Source organism: Microcoleus sp. D2_18a_B4 (genome assembly GCF_036702475.1).
Lineage (GTDB): Bacteria > Cyanobacteriota > Cyanobacteriia > Cyanobacteriales > Microcoleaceae > Microcoleus.
Map to the genome: position 1 here is coordinate 52755 of NZ_JAUBTL010000042.1, position 17016 is coordinate 69770.

Genomic DNA, 17016 nt, shown 5'->3' on the forward strand with positions numbered 1-17016 from the left:
CAAATAAGATATTACTGATTTTCCTCGCGACGCTGAACTTTTAATAATATATTACTGGCAAACTTTGGTGTACCTGCTTTTTCACCTAAAAAATTAATTAATTCAGTAAAAGTCTTTGGGGGATTTTTGTACTTTTGAGACTGTTGCTGTAATAAATCAACTATTGAGTCCGGGTATTCGTCCAATAAATCGCTCAGAAACTCATCGGGCGACTGTGCTATAATGTTCCAAGGAGCTAGATCGTTTTCTCTAAAATCCTTGAGATTATTGGTGACAATGATATCAGCTCCAGCAGTTATGGCTGCGGCAAGAACGTGACGGTCTTTAGGATCGTTGGTCATTGCTTTCTCTAGTGCGACAGGCACTTCAACCATTGCTTCAGGAAAGGCTATTTTGATTGTCCTTTCAAGATTCTTTGCTTTCTCCTGCGAAAGTGTTCCTCCTTTAACAAGATTGCCTATTACTTCATCAATGATTTTCTGAGACCAATAGGGTAAATACAAATCTTCATCAGCAGTGGAAAGCAGAGTATCGCGCAAATACATCGGGAAAAGGACGCAAGCATCAAGTACAACACGCAGCTTAGTCATATTAAAGATTCAATTAGTCCTATTCCTCGTACAAGCCAGCTTCTTCAGTCATCTCGATTAACTCGTCTAATAATTGGCGTCGCTGAACTTTACGCTGTTGCTTGTAGGTCATTAAATCTTGAAAAAGTATGCGTCGGCGCGAACCAACTTCAATATAAGGAATTGCTCCTTCATCTAGCAATTTGACAATGAACGCTCGCGATACATTCAGGAGATCGGCAGCTTGATGCACCGTCAGTTCGCGATTGTGAGTTACTATCGATACAGCTTGACCCGATGCCATTGCGCGCACAATTTGACCCAACAAATTGTAAACTGATTCGGGAATGAGAATTTCTTCTCCATTACTTGCCACTAATTTTACTTGTGGGGATTCGATGCTGAGAATCTGCTGTAATTTTTTTATAGCTTCTGTTTCTTGTTCGGTAATTAAAACAGATTCTGGCGATGGTTTTTGTTTCAACATAGTCTCTCTTGTGATGTGTTTTTCTAGGATTTACGGTTTCATTCAGCCTGAAATAATCGTTCTATCTTCTTAATTGCTGGCAATGACTTACCTTCAGCTTCACAGCTTTCGATTAGTAACTCTAGTACCTCTCGCGCATTGTAGATAGCTTCTTCATAAGAATCTCCGTGAGTGACTGGTTGCATTACATCCTCAAATTCGGGCAAAAATACGACAAAGCATCGATCTTCTTCTGACCATTGGATAACAATTGTATATTTCATGGTTCTGAAGTTTCGGGTTGAAATTATAGTCCTGGACACCCTAGCCCACAAAGAAACCGGGTTTTTTAACTCTTATTGAGGGTTTTAAGCAAGTATTGTGGTTAAAAAACCCGGTTTCTGGCTACCCGTGCGTAAGTTCTGAATTATTATACTCGATCGCCCGATCGCCCGAAATTCCCCATCCCGACTCAAGACCGAGGCCGCGCAGATGTACAATTAGGGCGATCGCTCAGTTAAAATGAAATAGTATACGTTCGGATAAAATGAGACTATCGCCAACATTGAGGGGAATAAGATGACTTCTCAAACGATCGAACTTTTGGAAGATTTGCTAGGCAAGTTACAACACTTACTCCCGGAAAATCAGCAGCTTCTGTTAGCTTTTGCAGAGTTTTTGCTGGAACGACAGATGCGATCGATCCCCGAAAACACTTCAGTTGAAGCTGCACCCCCTCCTGGGCAACAACGGGTTTTGGGTCTGCATCAAGGGATGGGCTGGATGAGTGAGGATTTTAACGAGCCACTTCCTGATGCGTTGTATTAATAACTTTACGCAATCTGCAATCGTTTTCCCAAAGTTTGAGGTTCTGGTAGAGGTTTACCATCTTCTTGATAAAGTTCTATCAATGTTTCTAACAATTCTTGTCCGTGTTTGGCCGCTTCCTCGTAAGTGTGTCCGTGAGTGCAAGGCTGCATGACATCGGTAAACTCAGGCAAGCTGACAACAAAAAGTCGATCTTCTTCTGACCACTCGATGATGAGACTGTAATGGCTATTCATTCTTCTATCTCCTTCAGTTTCTGCAAATCAGAAATTACTCTTTTTTCGTGATAATTAGGTGCATCATCACCATCATTACCTGATAGTGTAATTTTTTCAGGTAATAAAGGGTGTTCCCATACAGTGTGACTGCCCTTTCCCTGTCGGTAAGTAAACCCTGCTTTTAGCAATAGGCTTTTCAATTCTCGAATCTTTTTAGGCATGAGTGATGCCAGCTAATCAGGTTTAGGATATTGTAGCCGATCGCCCAAACTACAAAAATACAAAAACCTAGTTTCTGCACTCCAACCAAAGAAACCGGGTTTTTACGAAAAGACCCGTTGTAGCCCGCAGATTCGGTAAAAACCCGGTTTCTGGGCCCCATGCTAAATCCTATGGCCCTTGCATCGCCTCGCAGAGGTACAATAGGACGATCGCATTCCCCAACTCCCACCGTGATAGAGCGCTACACTTTGCCCGAAATGGGCAACATCTGGACTGAAACCGCCAAACTGAAAAGCTGGCTGCAAGTAGAAATCGCTGTCTGCGAAGCTCAAGCCGAACTCGGCTACATCCCCGCCGCCGCAGTCGAAGAAATCAAAGCTAAGGCTAATTTTGACCCGAAACGAGTCCTCGAAATAGAAGCCGAAGTCCGCCACGACATGATCGCCTTCTTGACAAATGTCAACGAATATGTAGGCGATGCCGGCCGCTACATTCACCTCGGCTTAACCAGTTCCGATGTGCTCGATACCGCTTTGGCGCTGCAATTAGTCGCTAGCGTCAATATCTTGTTAGAACGTGTCGAAGAATTGAGTCAAGCTATTCGCTATCAGGCTCAACAGCATCGCAATACCGTGATGGTTGGCCGATCGCACGGAATTCACGCCGAACCCATCACCTTTGGCTTTAAACTAGCAGGATGGCTGGCAGAAGTCTTTCGCAACCGCGACCGATTAGTGAATTTGCAATCGTCCATAGCAGTCGGCAAAATCTCCGGCGCAGTCGGAACCTATGCTAATATCGATCCGCGAATTGAAGCGATCGCCTGTCAAAACCTCGGACTCGAACCCGATACCGCATCGACTCAAGTCATTTCGCGCGATCGACACGCCGAATACGTCCAAACCTTAGCACTCTTAGCAGCATCGATCGAGCGTTTTGCAGTAGAAATCCGCAACCTGCAACGCACCGATGTTCTCGAAGTCGAAGAATTCTTTTCCAAAGGGCAAAAAGGCTCATCCGCCATGCCTCACAAACGCAACCCGATTCGATCGGAAAGACTCACAGGGATGGCGAGAATTGTCCGCGCCAACGCCGTCGCAGCCTTAGAAAACGTTGCGCTTTGGCACGAAAGAGACATCTCTCACAGTTCCGTAGAACGGATGATTTTGCCCGACAGTTCTACAGTAACTCACTTCATGTTAGTAGAAACCACAGACTTAGTAAAACACCTGCTAGTCTATCCCGAAAACATGAAACAAAACATGAATCTTTACGGCGGAGTCATCTTCAGCCAGCGCGTGATGTTAGCCTTAGTAGAAAAAGGCACGAGTCGCGAAGACGCATACATAATTGTGCAATCTTGTGCTCACGAAGCTTGGAACAAACCGGGCGGCAATTTCTACAATTTAATTGCTAAGGACGATCGGGTAACAGCTAAGATGACCACCAAAGAAATTGATGATTGTTTCGATCCGCAGTATCAATTGAGGCACTTAGATTTAGTGTATCAGCGCTTGGGAATTTAAAAATCTCTTGAATTTCCTACTAAAGATACAAGATCGATCGTAATCCTTCATCTATTTCTTCCTGTAAATCCTGTGGGATTGTGCCAATGCACTCAATTAAAAACGTTTTGTCCACAGTAAAAAGCTGAGAAATATTAGCCACAGAATCCTTGGGTAAACCTGTGGCTTTACTCGGTAACGAGACATTACCTGGTGCTTCCGCTAACCGCAGATTAGAAGTAATGATGACGACGATTACAGTGCTAATCCGACTCTGAGTAAAAGTATCATCCTGAACAATTAAGACGGGACGACGATATCCAGGTTCTGAAGCAACTGGAGAGGGTAAGTTTGCCCACCAAATTTCTCCGCGATACATTACCAATCCTCATGGGGTAAGGACATAAATTGCATCTTTGCCAAGACAGGATCTAGTTCAGAGGACTCTTCAGAATAGACTTGATTTAGTTTGCTCAAAATTCGCTCGCGGTTGTGTCGCCGCAGATACGCCTGCAATGCTTTTGTATAAAGCTCACTGCGTGATAAACCTAACTGACTAGCCAAAGCCTCGGCTTCTTCAAAAACTAAATCTGGAAGTGAAATTGCAGTTTTCATAGCTCCCCTTGCTGTCACGGTGACATCATAATATTGGTTATAGCATAGACCAACGACCTCAATCTACTTTTTAACACTCACAATCCCAACAACTATGAAATTTAATCGTTTTGGAAAATACTTAATCGCATTTATGCTAGTGTTGCTATGTGCGATCGGTCTGCACCATACAACATTTGTCCGCGCCCAGGAGCCGCCACAAGTGCAAATTACCCAACCAGAACCAAACCCAGTAGTACCTGAAAGTATTTTCATGAGTCAACTTCCCAGTGGAGCACGACTGGTTGACATCCGCAGCGTAAATCCCAACATTCGGCTCGATATCCGATACGCCACTACTAACAATTTCTTGAAACGAAAACTTTACCCTATATCGAAATGCGCTTTGAGAAGTTCTGTTGCTCAACAGTTAGGGCTAGTTCAAACAGATTTGGAAAAAATCGGATTGGGTTTGAAAGTTTACGATTGCTACAGGCCTTTCTCTGTGACTAAGCAAATGTGGCAAGCTTGGCCAGATCCGCGCTATGTTGCTAATCCTGCTAGGGGTTCGCGGCACAATCGCGGTGCTGCTATTGATTTGACTTTAGTCGATCGCACTGGCAAAGAATTAGAAATGCCTACACCTTACGATGATTTTACCGAAAAAGCTCACGGAGATTATCAAGGCGGCAGCGCAGAATCTCGGAAAAATCGTCAAGTGCTTAAGGATGCGATGAAAAAACACGGATTTATGAGTATCACAACTGAATGGTGGCACTTTGATTCGGAAGATTGGCAGAAGTTTGCGATTCTTGATATATCGCTTTCCGAGATTCCTTGATTATACTATGGATTAAAAGTTGCAAAGCCGCGTAGGGAGACGGCAGTGCGCTGTTCCTACAGATGTCAGGAAAATTATCGCAAGTTAACCGAAAATTCGTATTCGTATCCCCGGAAATTTGAGTCGAGTTGTAATGTGTAATTGCCAGTAACGGGCACTTTTCCAGTCCACTCGGTTTCATTGCCTTCATAAGGATTTCCTGCTAAAAGTTTGCCACCCGGAGCTATAATTTGGGGGAAAACATCTTTCCGATTCCTAACAGTCATTGTTTGACCTTTTCGGGCGCGAATCCGGTAAGAGTGGCTGCCGCCGCCGATGATTCGACCTTTAACAATTGCCTCATCTCCTCCCGGTAGAAAATTAATCTGCTGGTTGACGTTAGAACAACTGCTTTCGGTGCGGTTTTTGGCAATCCAACCGGGCGGATCGGTAATTCGCAGCCAACCGTTTTGTTCTTCGGCGACTGAAACAAAGGTATTATTTTTAAGTTTTCCTACTATGTTGCTGCCCCTTACTTGGGGGATCGATCGCACATTTAGCGGTGGATTGGGATCGCTGACTACAGCCATACTGATTTTGCAACCAGAATTGGGCGGTGTGACAACTACTGGCTCAACTTTTGGCCCAGAGACTCCTGCAACTAGCGAGGATTGAAGTGCTGGTGTTTTTGCCGGTTGGGGTTGGGATTTCGGAGATTCTGCCGCTTGGGTTTGTGCTTGCAGAGGTTCTGGTTGCCGAGATTCAGGGTTGTTCCTCGGCCCTGCAATCTGGTTTCTGGTGGATGTCGGCGATTCAACGAGGGGAAGATGGGATTGTTTCATCGCACCCGACTGTATAGTTGCAACAGCTACTCCCACCGCTGTTGCAACTCCTGCTAAGCTTACTGTGATGATTTGACCCTTCGTAAATGACATAAAAAACCCTCTCTGTATCTATACTAATAATTTTTGTTTAGGAGTTGAGGCGATCGCCAGTTAATTTATAGTGGAAATACCTAGTGCGGGCCACAGGGTCAGGATTTTTAGATAAAATTTCATATCCATAATTGTCGCAATAATTTGAGTCAATATATACTGGACGCCTATACTGATGGTAATCTTGCTCTGGGTTATCGAAAATTTGGGTTTAAAACCCCGCCCTTCTAGGACGGCTTTACATTAATTTGAAGACCTTACAGAATATCTGATACAATGTAAGTATGACACAAAAAGCATTTAAGTACCGATTCTATCCAACTCCTGAGCAAGAAACTTTGCTGAGAAGAACGATGGGATGTACTCGATTAGTTTACAACCGTGCTTTAGCCGCAAGGACAGAAGCATGGTATGAACGTCAAGAGCGAGTCGGCTACTCGGAAACCTCAACAATGCTAACCAGTTGGAAAAAGCAGGAAGACTTGCAGTTTCTCAATGAAGTTAGCAGTGTGCCATTACAGCAAGGATTGAGACATTTACAAACTGCCTTTATTAATTTCTTTGCAGGAAGGGCAAAATACCCGAACTTCAAGAAAAAGCATCACGGCGGTAATGCTGAATTCACTAAAGCCGCTTTTAGGTGGAAAGATGGCAAAGTATTTTTAGCTAAATGTACTCAACCCTTGGATATCCGATGGAGTCGTCAACTCCCAGAAAGCGCAGAACCATCAACAATTACGGTGAAGCTCTCACCGTCTGGACGGTGGACTGTTTCTTTACTGGTAGATGTTGAGATAGCTGCATTACCGGCGTCTCCTAATCAAATTGGTTTGGATTTGGGTATTACTAGCCTGATCGCTTTGAGTAATGGCGAGAAGATTGTTAACCCTAAAACTTTCAAAGCAAAGCGCCGTAAGTTACGTAAAGCTCAAAAAGCGCTTAGCCGAAAGAAAAAAGGCTCTAAAAACCGCCACAAAGCAAGGTTGAAAGTCGCTAAAGTTCATGCAAAAATTAGCGAGGCTCGCAATGATTTTCTTCACAAGTTGACAACTCGACTGGTTCGTGAAAACCAAGTGATTGCAGTCGAGGATCTATCTGTGAAGAATCTGGTAAAAAATAGAAAACTCGCTCTCTCGATTAGTGATGCTAGTTGGGGGGAAATCGTCAGGCAACTTGAATATAAGTGCAACTGGTACGGTCGTACTTTTGTCAAAATTGACCGATGGTTTCCTAGCTCGAAGCGGTGTGGACATTGTGGACATATCGTTGACAAGCTGACTTTAAATATCAGAGAGTGGGATTGCCCTAAGTGCGGTACACATCACGATAGAGATGTAAATGCTGCTAAAAATATTCTTGCCGCAGGGCTTGCGGTGAATGTCTGTGGAGCGACTGTAAGACCCGAACAGAGTAAATCTGTTAAGGCTGGTGCTATGAAACAGAAACCTAAGTCGTGAGTCTTAGGAATCTCCGTCGCAGAGAGCGCGGAGTGGATGTCAATTGCGCGCAAATTTGCGAAGGTCAGCGTTCAGCGCGAGGTACATAAAATGTCAAAATTGATTCCTCTGAGATTGCAACAGCCTCGCGATCGATTGTTGGAGGAGGTGAAGCAGGAAGTCCAAGCAGGCCTCGCGCAGTCTTTGCACGCTGCTGTGCTCGCTAACCTCAGCCAAGACTCGCCTCCTGTTGGTGTTAACCGCTGTTGGGATGTGGAAGTGAAAGCGGGCAACCGTCCGAGTTTTCGGCTTCCTCCCACAGCAAGCATTGCCAAAGTGTTCGATCGCACCGGTGGCAAATTGGTAATTTTGGGAGCGACGGGTGCAGGCAAAACTACGACGCTGCTAGAATTAGCTCGCGTGTTAATTTCCCGCGCCCAAAAAGATGCTAGTTTGCCAGTACCAGTGCTGTTTGAACTCGGATCGTGGAAAGCAGAATCTGGGGCGATCGCAGATTGGTTAATTGCTCAACTTCAGTTCAAATACGGCATCTCTCCTGCGGTGGGCAAAAAATGGCTTGCCGCAAAACAATTGCTGCCTCTCCTCGACGGTTTGGACGAAGTAGAAACCCACCGCCAAAATATCTGCATTCAAGCAATTAATCAATTTGTTGAAAGCGAATTTAAACCCAAACATTTAGTAGCTTGCAGCAGTTTTGATGCTTACAAAAACTGCGAAAGTCGATTTCGCCTGCAAGCAGCGGTTTTATTGAAACCTTTAACAGAAACTAAAATTCAAAATTATCTGCTAGAAGCCCGAAGCCGCGAACTTTGGTACAGCATTGAGCACGAGCCGGAGTTGTTGAAATTGGCAAAAGTTCCCTTGCTTTTGAGCATGATGGCTCTGGCTTACGACGATATTTTAATTGAAGCTTGGAAGCGCATTACTTCCGCAGAAGAACAGCGCAAATATCTGTTAACTGCGTATATTCGCCACCAAATCACCGGCGAAGTCAAGCAGTATCCCAGAGGTAAGGAACTGCGGCCCGAACAAATTCGCCACTGGCTGGGATGGTTGGCGAGAAGGATGGAACAGGAAGGAATTCAAGAATTTTACCTCGATCGCATACCATCTAGCTGGCTGCAAACAGACGAGGAACGGCGCAAGTATCAGTTTGGAGTTAAGCTGGTTGGCGGGCTGATTTGGGTGCTTTTGGGATTAATTGCCAGCCTAGTCTCCGGGTCGATTTGGGGATTAATTGCCGGCGCTGTTGCTGCGGTAATTAGTGCTTTGTTGCCGGGACTTCCGGGGATTGAAAGTTTTATATTGCACCTTGTACTGTGGTCGAAGGGTTACATTCCTTGGGATTACAGGCGTTTTCTCGATGCTGCGAGCGATCGCTTGTTGCTGCAAAAAACTGGCGATCGGCGTTATCGATTTATTCACGATTTATTGCAAAAACATTTTTCGGAAATCTAAATGCCGGAGCTTGACAAAAACAAATATTTATGATATAAACTGGTCTCCTATAAGGTATGAGTTGGGACTCTTTTAACTAGAGGTATTTAACAAAAAAAAGAAATATAATAAATGGAACTGTGGAGGAACCGTAAATACCCACTAGCCAAATATTTGCCAAGCAAAAGGAAACTCAATGACTGTAAAATTCATTCTGAGCGAATACGTTGACAAAGCAATGGCGGAGGCGATGTATGACAAACTTGAAGATCGTAGCTTTGTTGGGAAAATTCCTGTTTGCAAGGGAGTCATCGCCTTTGGTTCAACTTTAAAGGAGTGTCAAAATGAGTTGCGCTCAACTTTGGAAGACTGGATTTTGCTAGGGTTAAAATTGCAACATCGAATGCCCGTCATTGACAATATTGATTTAAATAGGGAATAGCTTGTCAACTACCACACACTCATCCTAAAAAAAGTTTATGGTATTTTTGCCATCTGAAATAGCTGTTCTGCCGTAAATTCTAATCCCTCAAAAAGTGTATCTGTTAATAGCGTATCTCCCCTATAAGTCTGCAGTGCTGCATCGGGGTAAAAAACTGTAATGCTTCTCGCCTTGCTATCTACTACCCAAACCCGCAATACCTTAGCATCTAAATAATCTCTCGCTTTAGCAGCTAACTGACCGAAAGTTGGTTCTGGTGAAATAATTTCTATGACTAATTCTGGGACTACAGGACAGGCTTCATCTTGATTCCAGTCAGGAGATAAGCGTTCGTAAGAAACATATAAAAGATCGGGTACAGGCACCCAGTCTCGCCCCAGTCTGGTTAATCTTACCGCCCATTCTACACCAATTTCTCCCCGTTCCTCACCCCACTGTTCGAGGATTTTTATTAGGCTTCGGGTGAGGCGAGAATGAAATTTTTTAGGTGACATCTTCGGTACTGCTTGCTCGTCAATAAGTTCGTAGGTAATATCGCCTTCTCCTTCGCCAAGAGCGAAAAACTCTTCCAGAGTTAGTTGAGTTTTTGTCTGGAGCATAATATTCCTCTGCTGTGGGCAGGCAAGTTAGTATTATTTTAACTTCTTAAATATTCATTGACATAATACAAATGTTATGATAAAGATTGGGAAAATCTCAGGTTTTAACTGCCGAATTTGCGATCGCATCCTCATCGACACCCCCAAAAGGTTAATATTCTAGTCTGACCCTCCTGCAATCATTGCTTAACCTCCTATGGCAGAAACCTTATTGTTCAACGCCCTCCGCGAGGCGTTAGACGAAGAAATGGCCCGCGACTCCGCCGTATTCGTACTCGGCGAAGACGTAGGTCAATACGGCGGTTCCTACAAAGTCACCAAAGACCTCTACAACAAATACGGCGAACTTAGAGTGCTCGACACCCCGATCGCCGAAAATAGCTTTACAGGCCTGGCAGTAGGCGCAGCAATGACGGGGCTGCGGCCGGTCATCGAAGGCATGAACATGGGCTTTTTGCTGCTGGCCTTCAACCAAATTTCCAACAACGCCGGAATGCTGCGCTACACGTCGGGCGGCAACTTCAAAATGCCAATGGTAATTCGTGGGCCCGGCGGCGTGGGCCGGCAACTCGGCGCCGAACACTCCCAGCGCTTAGAAGCATATTTCCAAGCAGTACCCGGTTTGAAAATAGTCGCCTGTTCGACTCCCTACAACGCCAAAGGACTCTTAAAATCAGCTATCCGCGACGATAACCCCGTTCTGTTTTTCGAGCACGTTCTTCTTTACAACCTCAAAGAAAATTTGCCAGAAACAGAATATTTAGTGCCGCTGGACAAAGCAGAAATTGTGCGATCGGGCAAAGATGTCACAATCGTGACATATTCGAGGATGCGGCATCACGTCATGCAAGCCGTGCCCGCCCTGGTAAAAGAAGGTTACGATCCAGAAGTAATCGACCTGATTTCTCTCAAACCCCTAGACATGGAGACCATCGGCGAATCCATTCGCAAAACTCACAAAGTAATTATTGTAGAGGAGTGCATGAAAACAGGAGGCATCGGTGCCGAACTAATTGCCTCAATCAGCGATCGATTTTTTGACGAGCTCGACGCACCGGTTTTGCGCCTGTCTTCACAAGATATTCCCACACCTTACAACGGCAATTTGGAAAGACTGACCATTGTCCAGCCCAATCAAATTGTCGAAGCCGTCCAAAAAATGGTAGCTTTGCGAGTATAAATAGTGATTAGTCAGTAGTCATTGGTTGACTGTTGACTGTTGACTGTTGACTGATGACTGTTGACTGATGACTGATGACTGATGACTAAAATCTGCCAACTGCCAACTGCCAACTGACAACTGCCAACTGACCAATGACTAATAATTAAATATGCAAAAACAACGTTCCATATTAGCCCTAATTTTTGTTCTAATCATCGCCGCCATTACTGTAATAGTAACTATTCCGACGCGGCTGGGATTAGACTTGCAAGGAGGGTCGCAACTCACAATTCAGGTAAAAACTACCCCCACAATTCCCAAAATTGACCAGGGTATGTTAGAAGCAGTGCGGCGGATTGTCGAAAACCGCGTTAACGGTTTGGGTGTTTCCGAAGCATTAGTCCAAACAGTAGGAGAAGACCAAATTCTCGTGCAGTTGCCCGGAGTAAATGACCCGCAGCAAGCAGAACGAGTTTTAGGCGGCACGGCCAAGCTAGAATTTCTGGAACAACTGCCCGGAACAGAAACACAATTAGGCATTGAAAGGCAGTTGCAGCAGGAATTGCTGGTCAAACAAGAAGAATTGAAAATTAACCCGAATGAGGCTGCTATTAAAGAAAATCAGGCTGCTTTGAAAAGAAGTAATGAGGCGATCGCCAAACTCTTCAAAAGCAGCGGCCTCGGCGGCGAAAACCTCAAAGACGCTCAACCTCAACCCTTGGCGGCTGGAAACAACTGGAACGTTGCTCTAGTTTTCGATACCAAAGGAGGCGAACTCTTTGCCCAACTCACTAAAAATTTAGCAGGCACCGGACGCAGTATCGGTATTTTCCTAGACGAAAAAATGATCAGTTCTCCAGTCGTCGGCGTTGAATTTGCCCAAACAGGAATTACTGGTGGGAGTGCCGTAATTCAAGGCAACTTTACAACGCAAGAAGCCAACGATTTGGCAGTGCAATTGCGTGGCGGCGCTTTGCCGGTGCCGGTCGAAATTGTCGAAAACCGTACTGTCGGCGCTAGCTTGGGTAAAGACAGCATTCAAAGCAGTATTAACGCAGGTATCGGCGGCTTAGTTTTAGTCTTGATTTTCATGGTTGCCTACTATCGACTCCCCGGCGTAATTGCTAATATTGCGCTGTTAATTTATGCTCTGTTAACTTGGGCAGCTTTCGTGCTTTTGGGAGTGACATTAACACTGCCGGGAATAGCTGGTTTTGTGCTCAGCATCGGGATGGCTGTGGATGCTAACGTGCTGATTTTTGAACGCACGCGGGAAGAGTTGCGGGCGGGGAAATCGCTTTATCGATCGGTCGAATCTGGTTTTTACCGCGCTTTTTCCAGCATTTTAGACGGTAACGTCACAACAGTTATTGCTTGTGCTGCTTTGTTCTGGCTGGGCGCTGGTTTAGTTAAAGGGTTTGCTGTAACTCTGGGATTGGGCGTAGTAGTGAGTATGTTTTCTGCTATTACTTGCAGCCGCACTCTGCTGTTCGTAGTATTGAGCTTTCCAGCATTGCGGAAACCTCAGTGGTTCTGTCCCGATTTGTCGAAAACTGCTAATAGTTAACTGTTGACTGTTGACTGTTGACTGTTGACTGTTGACTGTTGACTGTTAACAGACTACGTAAGGTACGCACTCGGTAAGGTACGCATTGCCCACCCTACATTGAGAAGTTTTTCTTCCTTCTTTCCTCTTCCTTCTTTCCTCTTCCTTCTTCCCTCTTCCTTCTTCCCTCTTCCTTCTTCCTTCAAATTATGAAATTCAGTGTAATCAAATATCGATCGCTCTGGTGGAGTATTTCCGCCGCTATAATCCTTGCAGGTATAGTGTCGATGGCGATTTCTTGGACTCGTCCCGACATCCGCGCACCGCTGCGCCCCAGTTTGGACTTTATCGGCGGCACTCGCCTGCAATTTGAACTTGACTGCACGAAACCGGAAAATTGTAAACCCATCGATCTTGCTGCTGTCCGTGAAGTCCTGGACACCCAAGGTTTAGGTGGCAGCAGCATTCAAGTTATCGGCCAAGAACAGCGCGGTTTGTCGCTGCGAACAAAAACTTTGGATGTCGAACAGCGGACTAATTTGCAAACAGCTTTGAGCGAAAAGATAGGCGCTTTTTCTCCTCAATCTACTCAAATTGATACGGTTGGGCCTACCCTCGGCAAACAGTTGTTTACTTCGGGTTTGCTGGCTTTGTTGATTTCTTTTGCTGGAATTACTGCTTATCTGACATTCCGATTTCAGTTGGATTATGCCTTTTTTGCTTTTGTGGCTGTGTTTCACGACGTGTTGGTTACTGTTGGTGTTTTCTCGTTTTTGGGTTTAGTTCAAGGAGTGGAAGTTGACAGCTTATTTGTGGTCGCGCTCTTGACACTTATCGGTTTTTCTGTTAACGATACAGTGGTAATTTACGATCGCGTGCGAGAAGTAATCAAGCTAAATCCGGGACAGTCGATCGATCAAATTGTCGATGATGCTGTCATGCAGACCCTGGGAAGGTCAATTAACACAACGTTTACCACCCTGCTGACATTGTTTTCAATCTTTTTGTTTGGCGGCGAAACCCTCAAATACTTTGCTTTAGCTTTGATTGTCGGCTTTATTGCTGGTTCGTATTCGAGTATTTTCATTGCCAGTACGCTGCTAGCTTGGTGGCGCAGTCGCACCGGCCACTCCATCCCCGTCCCCGCAGAAGGAATCAACCAGTCAGAGGAAGTTTAATTGACTGTTGACGGTTAACTGGTGACGGTTAACTGTTGACGGTTAACTGTTTACTGACTAATAATAAATCATCAATAATCAATAACTAATGACAAATGACTAATAACTAATGACTAATGAAAGCGATGCAACTTTTCAAATTGAAGTCCAAAGGCTTCACAAACTAACAGTTTACGGCCGCTGGTTAACTGTGATATTGCTGTGGATTAGCGTCGGTTCCTTGAGCATTTGGGGTTTGCGCCGCGAAATCGCTTTGTGGTTAGAACACTTCACTTGGGCGGCAGTGCGCTACGGTTTATCTTTTCATCGCTGGCCCACTCTCGGTTTGGGTTTGTGCTTGGGAATGACTTTAGCAGTGCTAACTTGGCAAAGTCGCAATATGGTGCGAGGATTGCCCCTGCGGGAAAAACAGGGTTTGGAACAACAAGTTCGCCGCATTCGCCAACAGGGGCCGAGTCATCCTTTGTGGAAGTGGGTTTGCAAAGGTTCGCAGTAGCCGACGGGCTTTATTCTTTAGTCTCCAGCCAGAGGAACGAAAGTTTGACAAAAAGCGGTTTCAACAGCCGAGTCCCTAACTTTTATTGCTCCTTCCTTCTTCCTTCTTCCTTCTATCCTTTACATCCGTTACATCCGTTACAGAATCCGTTGCCGAACTTCCTTCTTCCTTCTATCCTTTACATCCGTTACAGAATCCGTTGCCGAACTTCCTTCTTCCTTCTATCCTTTACATCCGTTACATCCGTTACATCCGTTACATCCGTTACATCCGTTACAGAATCCGTTGCCGAACTTCCTTCTTCTATATCACGCAAAGCGAGGCAAAATCTGTGCTATAGAAGACTGTTGAAGTGGAATTTCGATCGCAAATTCTGCTCCTTTTCCCGGTTCCGAAAAGCACTTCAATGCGCCGCCGTGTTGGTTGACAACAATTTCATAGCTAATCGACAGTCCCAAACCCGTTCCTTGGCCGACCGGCTTAGTAGTAAAGAAAGGGTCAAACAACCGCTTCCGAACATCTTCTGTCATCCCCGGCCCGTTGTCAGAAATTTTAATTATTACCTTTTTTTTCTCAATTAACTCGGTGCGAATCCGAATCACAGGAATCAGGCGGGTAGAGTTAGAAAGTGATAATTTAGTCGTTGTACAAGACTGCTTTTGGTCGCCTAATTGCGACTTTTCCGGGGTTTTTCTATCGACATTTTCGTATGTATTAGACTCAACAAGAGCGTAAATTGCATTAAGTAAAATATTCATAAATACCTGATTTAGCTGTCCGGGATAGCACTGCACCAGCGGCAAGTCGCTGTATTCTTTGTGAATTTCGATCGCCTCCTGCCCCGGTTTCGCTTTAAGCTGGCTTTGCAACAGCATAATCGTGTTGTTGATACCGTCGTGAATGTTGACCTGCTTCATTTCAGCTTCGTCTAATCTGCAAAAATTCCGCAGCGACAAAACGATGTCGCGCACTCTTTCTGCACCTTGCTGCATAGAATTTAAGACTTGCGGCAAGTCTTCTAGCAAATAATCGAGTTCGATTTTTTCTGCTTCCGCTTCAATTGCTGCGATGGGTTCGGGACAGTGCTGTCGGTAGATGTCAAGCATCTGCATTAAAGCTTGCGTGTACTCTTTAGCATGGTGCAAATTGCTATAAATAAAGCCGATCGGATTGTTGATTTCGTGAGCTACTCCTGCTACTAACTGCCCCAAAGAAGACATTTTTTCTGTTTGAATTAGTTGAGTTTGAGTGCGCTGAAGTTCCAGCAGGGCCAGTTCGAGCTGTTGGGCTTGATGTCTCAATTGCGCTTGCGACTCTCGCATCGCCACGGTTGATAACTCGTGAATTTGCAACTGAGAAAGCAGCAGTTGGTGTACGTCTAAAAGTTTGTAAGTTTCCGGTTCTACTTGTACTACAATTGGTTCGTGGATTAGTTCGGGCGATCGCTCCAAAGACTGCCGCACTGCCGTCACAATTGAGGTTTCGCGATCGAGAACCAACATATCCGTTTTAGTAAAGCGGTAGAGTATGAACAAAGGCTGTTGAGAAAATAACTCCAAGCTGTAGGGGCGGCTCATGTGTTCAAAATAACGCCGCCGCGAAATCATCCCTATAAACTTTCCTTCCTGAGTGATGATGATGCCGGGAAGTAAAGGGTTTGCTTGAAAAATTTTAGCAACTTCGTCCCCCTGACACTCAGATTCTAGGAAAAAGTCGTACAGGGTTAATTCCTGTAGAGTCGATCGCAAACCAAGCGGCGATTTTAGGGGACTCAACCCGTCAGTTTCATACACTGCTCCCTCCTTTGGTAATTGGCAGTTGCGGTTGGCTGCTGGAGTCTTGCCTACTATTTAGACGGCCTTTTCAACTCTTTTTATAGCTTAGTTATCAACTTCCCTCTGCTCCCTGGAATCCAGTTAATTCAGCAGGATTTTTTTTGCCTTAAATCGTGCTGGTGTCCCCGGAAACGATATTGCAGGTTAGATTGATTTAACAGCAGACACCCTTTTGAAACCTGACTATGTAGTAAATTTTATATATCCAAGATTTTACTAATCCGAATATAACAGTCATAACTATTTTTAATGTTTGATGACATTAATTTGGTTCAGATGGATAGACATCTGCGACCTGTGGCAGTACATTTGCTATTACCCCTTGCGTAAAATTATATTACAATAAGACAAGAATAGCGACAAATCGGCCGCCGATCGCCCGATTTTAAAATTCAGGCAAAACAGGTTTCCGGCAATTGCCAATAAATCTCAATTGTCAGTTTTTTTGCATAAATGCCGATCGCACTCAACCCGAAGATTGTATTGTAGGTAGTCTCCGAGCCCGGGACAGCCGATGGCGAGCAATTTGTCAAGTTCGGCAGCTTATACTTTAGCCGCATCGACACTCCAAAGTTTCACCGACGAAATTTTTCCCGGCAGATGCTAAAGTTGTGCGATCGCAACTAAAACTCACCAAAAAACTGGGTCTGAAGCCCCGTCGTTCTACGACGGCTTTTTATTGATTTTCCAGTTTCCTAATCAACCCT

The 17016-nt window shown here is 44.9% G+C and carries 22 protein-coding genes; 10 read left to right on the forward strand and 12 right to left on the reverse strand.

All coding sequences use genetic code 11. The features are described from left to right. Window positions 1-11 precede the first annotated feature (11 nt). From QUB04_RS22010 to QUB04_RS22020, 3 genes are read right to left on the reverse strand one after another with little or no spacing between them, the layout of a single operon-like run. On the reverse strand, window positions 12-590 hold the full coding sequence (locus tag QUB04_RS22010) for a PIN domain-containing protein (protein WP_333054487.1): 579 nt from the start codon (window positions 588-590) through the stop codon (window positions 12-14). A 19-nt stretch (window positions 591-609) separates the two neighbouring features. After that, window positions 610-1056, reverse strand: coding sequence for an excisionase family DNA-binding protein (locus QUB04_RS22015; protein WP_333054488.1), 447 nt, complete (start codon window positions 1054-1056; stop codon window positions 610-612). A 38-nt stretch (window positions 1057-1094) separates the two neighbouring features. After that, entirely contained in the window at window positions 1095-1319 is a 225-nt protein-coding gene (locus tag QUB04_RS22020; RefSeq protein ID WP_333054489.1) for a type II toxin-antitoxin system HicB family antitoxin, read from the reverse strand. 295 nt (window positions 1320-1614) lie between these two features. Between QUB04_RS22020 and QUB04_RS22025 the strand changes: the two genes are divergently transcribed. Next, complete coding sequence (locus tag QUB04_RS22025; RefSeq protein WP_333054490.1) at window positions 1615-1863, forward strand: DUF2281 domain-containing protein; 249 nt, start codon at window positions 1615-1617, stop codon at window positions 1861-1863. 5 nt (window positions 1864-1868) lie between these two features. On the opposite strand, the gene QUB04_RS22030 is transcribed toward QUB04_RS22025, so the two are convergent. Next, window positions 1869-2099, reverse strand: coding sequence for a type II toxin-antitoxin system HicB family antitoxin (locus QUB04_RS22030; protein WP_015175593.1), 231 nt, complete (start codon window positions 2097-2099; stop codon window positions 1869-1871). Then, window positions 2096-2302, reverse strand: coding sequence for a type II toxin-antitoxin system HicA family toxin (locus QUB04_RS22035; protein ID WP_106148795.1), 207 nt, complete (start codon window positions 2300-2302; stop codon window positions 2096-2098). Before QUB04_RS22035 ends, QUB04_RS22030 begins: the two co-directional genes overlap by 4 nt. A gap of 231 nt (window positions 2303-2533) precedes the next feature. On the opposite strand from QUB04_RS22035, the gene purB reads away from it, so the two are divergent. Further along, window positions 2534-3829: an adenylosuccinate lyase gene (gene purB, locus QUB04_RS22040; protein ID WP_333287638.1), complete on the forward strand. Its 1296-nt coding sequence runs from the start codon at window positions 2534-2536 to the stop codon at window positions 3827-3829. Between the two features lie 19 nt (window positions 3830-3848). Here purB and QUB04_RS22045 read toward each other — a convergent pair whose 3' ends face one another. Both QUB04_RS22045 and QUB04_RS22050 read right to left on the reverse strand, forming a co-directional pair. Continuing rightward, window positions 3849-4187 (reverse strand): type II toxin-antitoxin system PemK/MazF family toxin, encoded by a 339-nt coding sequence (locus QUB04_RS22045; RefSeq protein ID WP_333149306.1) that lies wholly within the window; start codon window positions 4185-4187, stop codon window positions 3849-3851. Further along, window positions 4187-4423, reverse strand: a complete 237-nt coding sequence (locus tag QUB04_RS22050) for a hypothetical protein (protein WP_333236631.1) — start codon at window positions 4421-4423, stop codon at window positions 4187-4189. Before QUB04_RS22050 ends, QUB04_RS22045 begins: the two co-directional genes overlap by 1 nt. Before the next feature lie 94 nt (window positions 4424-4517). Here QUB04_RS22050 and QUB04_RS22055 point away from each other — a divergent pair, with 94 nt between their 5' ends. Then, the gene (locus tag QUB04_RS22055) at window positions 4518-5243 is read left to right on the forward strand and encodes a M15 family metallopeptidase (RefSeq protein WP_333287619.1); all 726 of its coding nucleotides are present in this window, start codon (window positions 4518-4520) and stop codon (window positions 5241-5243) included. 74 nt (window positions 5244-5317) lie between these two features. On the opposite strand, the gene QUB04_RS22060 is transcribed toward QUB04_RS22055, so the two are convergent. Further along, a complete protein-coding gene (locus tag QUB04_RS22060) occupies window positions 5318-6157 on the reverse strand; it encodes an SH3 domain-containing protein (RefSeq protein WP_333287621.1) in 840 nt (279 codons plus the stop codon). Window positions 6158-6441: 284 nt separating this feature from the next. On the opposite strand from QUB04_RS22060, the gene QUB04_RS22065 reads away from it, so the two are divergent. The 3 genes from QUB04_RS22065 (at window position 6442) to QUB04_RS22075 (ending at window position 9493) form a co-directional block, all read left to right on the forward strand. Next, the gene (locus QUB04_RS22065) at window positions 6442-7614 is read left to right on the forward strand and encodes an RNA-guided endonuclease TnpB family protein (RefSeq protein ID WP_333141755.1); all 1173 of its coding nucleotides are present in this window, start codon (window positions 6442-6444) and stop codon (window positions 7612-7614) included. Window positions 7615-7704: 90 nt separating this feature from the next. Beyond that, window positions 7705-9072: an NACHT domain-containing protein gene (locus QUB04_RS22070; RefSeq protein WP_333287623.1), complete on the forward strand. Its 1368-nt coding sequence runs from the start codon at window positions 7705-7707 to the stop codon at window positions 9070-9072. Window positions 9073-9247: 175 nt separating this feature from the next. Further along, the gene (locus QUB04_RS22075; RefSeq protein WP_333141751.1) at window positions 9248-9493 is read left to right on the forward strand and encodes a type II toxin-antitoxin system HicB family antitoxin; all 246 of its coding nucleotides are present in this window, start codon (window positions 9248-9250) and stop codon (window positions 9491-9493) included. Window positions 9494-9528: 35 nt separating this feature from the next. Here the strand turns inward: QUB04_RS22075 and QUB04_RS22080 are convergent, their stop codons facing one another. Continuing rightward, the gene (locus tag QUB04_RS22080; protein ID WP_333141749.1) at window positions 9529-10092 is read right to left on the reverse strand and encodes a Uma2 family endonuclease; all 564 of its coding nucleotides are present in this window, start codon (window positions 10090-10092) and stop codon (window positions 9529-9531) included. Between the two features lie 196 nt (window positions 10093-10288). On the opposite strand from QUB04_RS22080, the gene QUB04_RS22085 reads away from it, so the two are divergent. Further along, entirely contained in the window at window positions 10289-11272 is a 984-nt protein-coding gene (locus QUB04_RS22085) for an alpha-ketoacid dehydrogenase subunit beta (RefSeq protein WP_190737337.1), read from the forward strand. A 151-nt stretch (window positions 11273-11423) separates the two neighbouring features. After that, window positions 11424-12821 (forward strand): protein translocase subunit SecD, encoded by a 1398-nt coding sequence (secD, locus tag QUB04_RS22090; protein WP_333287626.1) that lies wholly within the window; start codon window positions 11424-11426, stop codon window positions 12819-12821. 53 nt (window positions 12822-12874) lie between these two features. Here the strand turns inward: secD and QUB04_RS22095 are convergent, their stop codons facing one another. Next, on the reverse strand, window positions 12875-13006 hold the full coding sequence (locus tag QUB04_RS22095) for a hypothetical protein (RefSeq protein ID WP_333287628.1): 132 nt from the start codon (window positions 13004-13006) through the stop codon (window positions 12875-12877). Window positions 13007-13009: 3 nt separating this feature from the next. Here QUB04_RS22095 and secF point away from each other — a divergent pair, with 3 nt between their 5' ends. Next, window positions 13010-13978, forward strand: a complete 969-nt coding sequence (secF, locus tag QUB04_RS22100; protein WP_333287630.1) for a protein translocase subunit SecF — start codon at window positions 13010-13012, stop codon at window positions 13976-13978. 109 nt (window positions 13979-14087) lie between these two features. Then, window positions 14088-14474 carry a hypothetical protein gene (locus tag QUB04_RS22105; protein ID WP_333287633.1) on the forward strand — a complete coding sequence of 129 codons (387 nt, stop codon included), beginning with the start codon at window positions 14088-14090 and terminating at the stop codon, window positions 14472-14474. A gap of 187 nt (window positions 14475-14661) precedes the next feature. Here QUB04_RS22105 and QUB04_RS22110 read toward each other — a convergent pair whose 3' ends face one another. Continuing rightward, window positions 14662-14790, reverse strand: coding sequence for a hypothetical protein (locus QUB04_RS22110; protein WP_333287635.1), 129 nt, complete (start codon window positions 14788-14790; stop codon window positions 14662-14664). Then, a complete protein-coding gene (locus QUB04_RS22115; RefSeq protein WP_333287636.1) occupies window positions 14783-16267 on the reverse strand; it encodes an ATP-binding protein in 1485 nt (494 codons plus the stop codon). Before QUB04_RS22115 ends, QUB04_RS22110 begins: the two co-directional genes overlap by 8 nt. Window positions 16268-17016 lie beyond the last annotated feature (749 nt).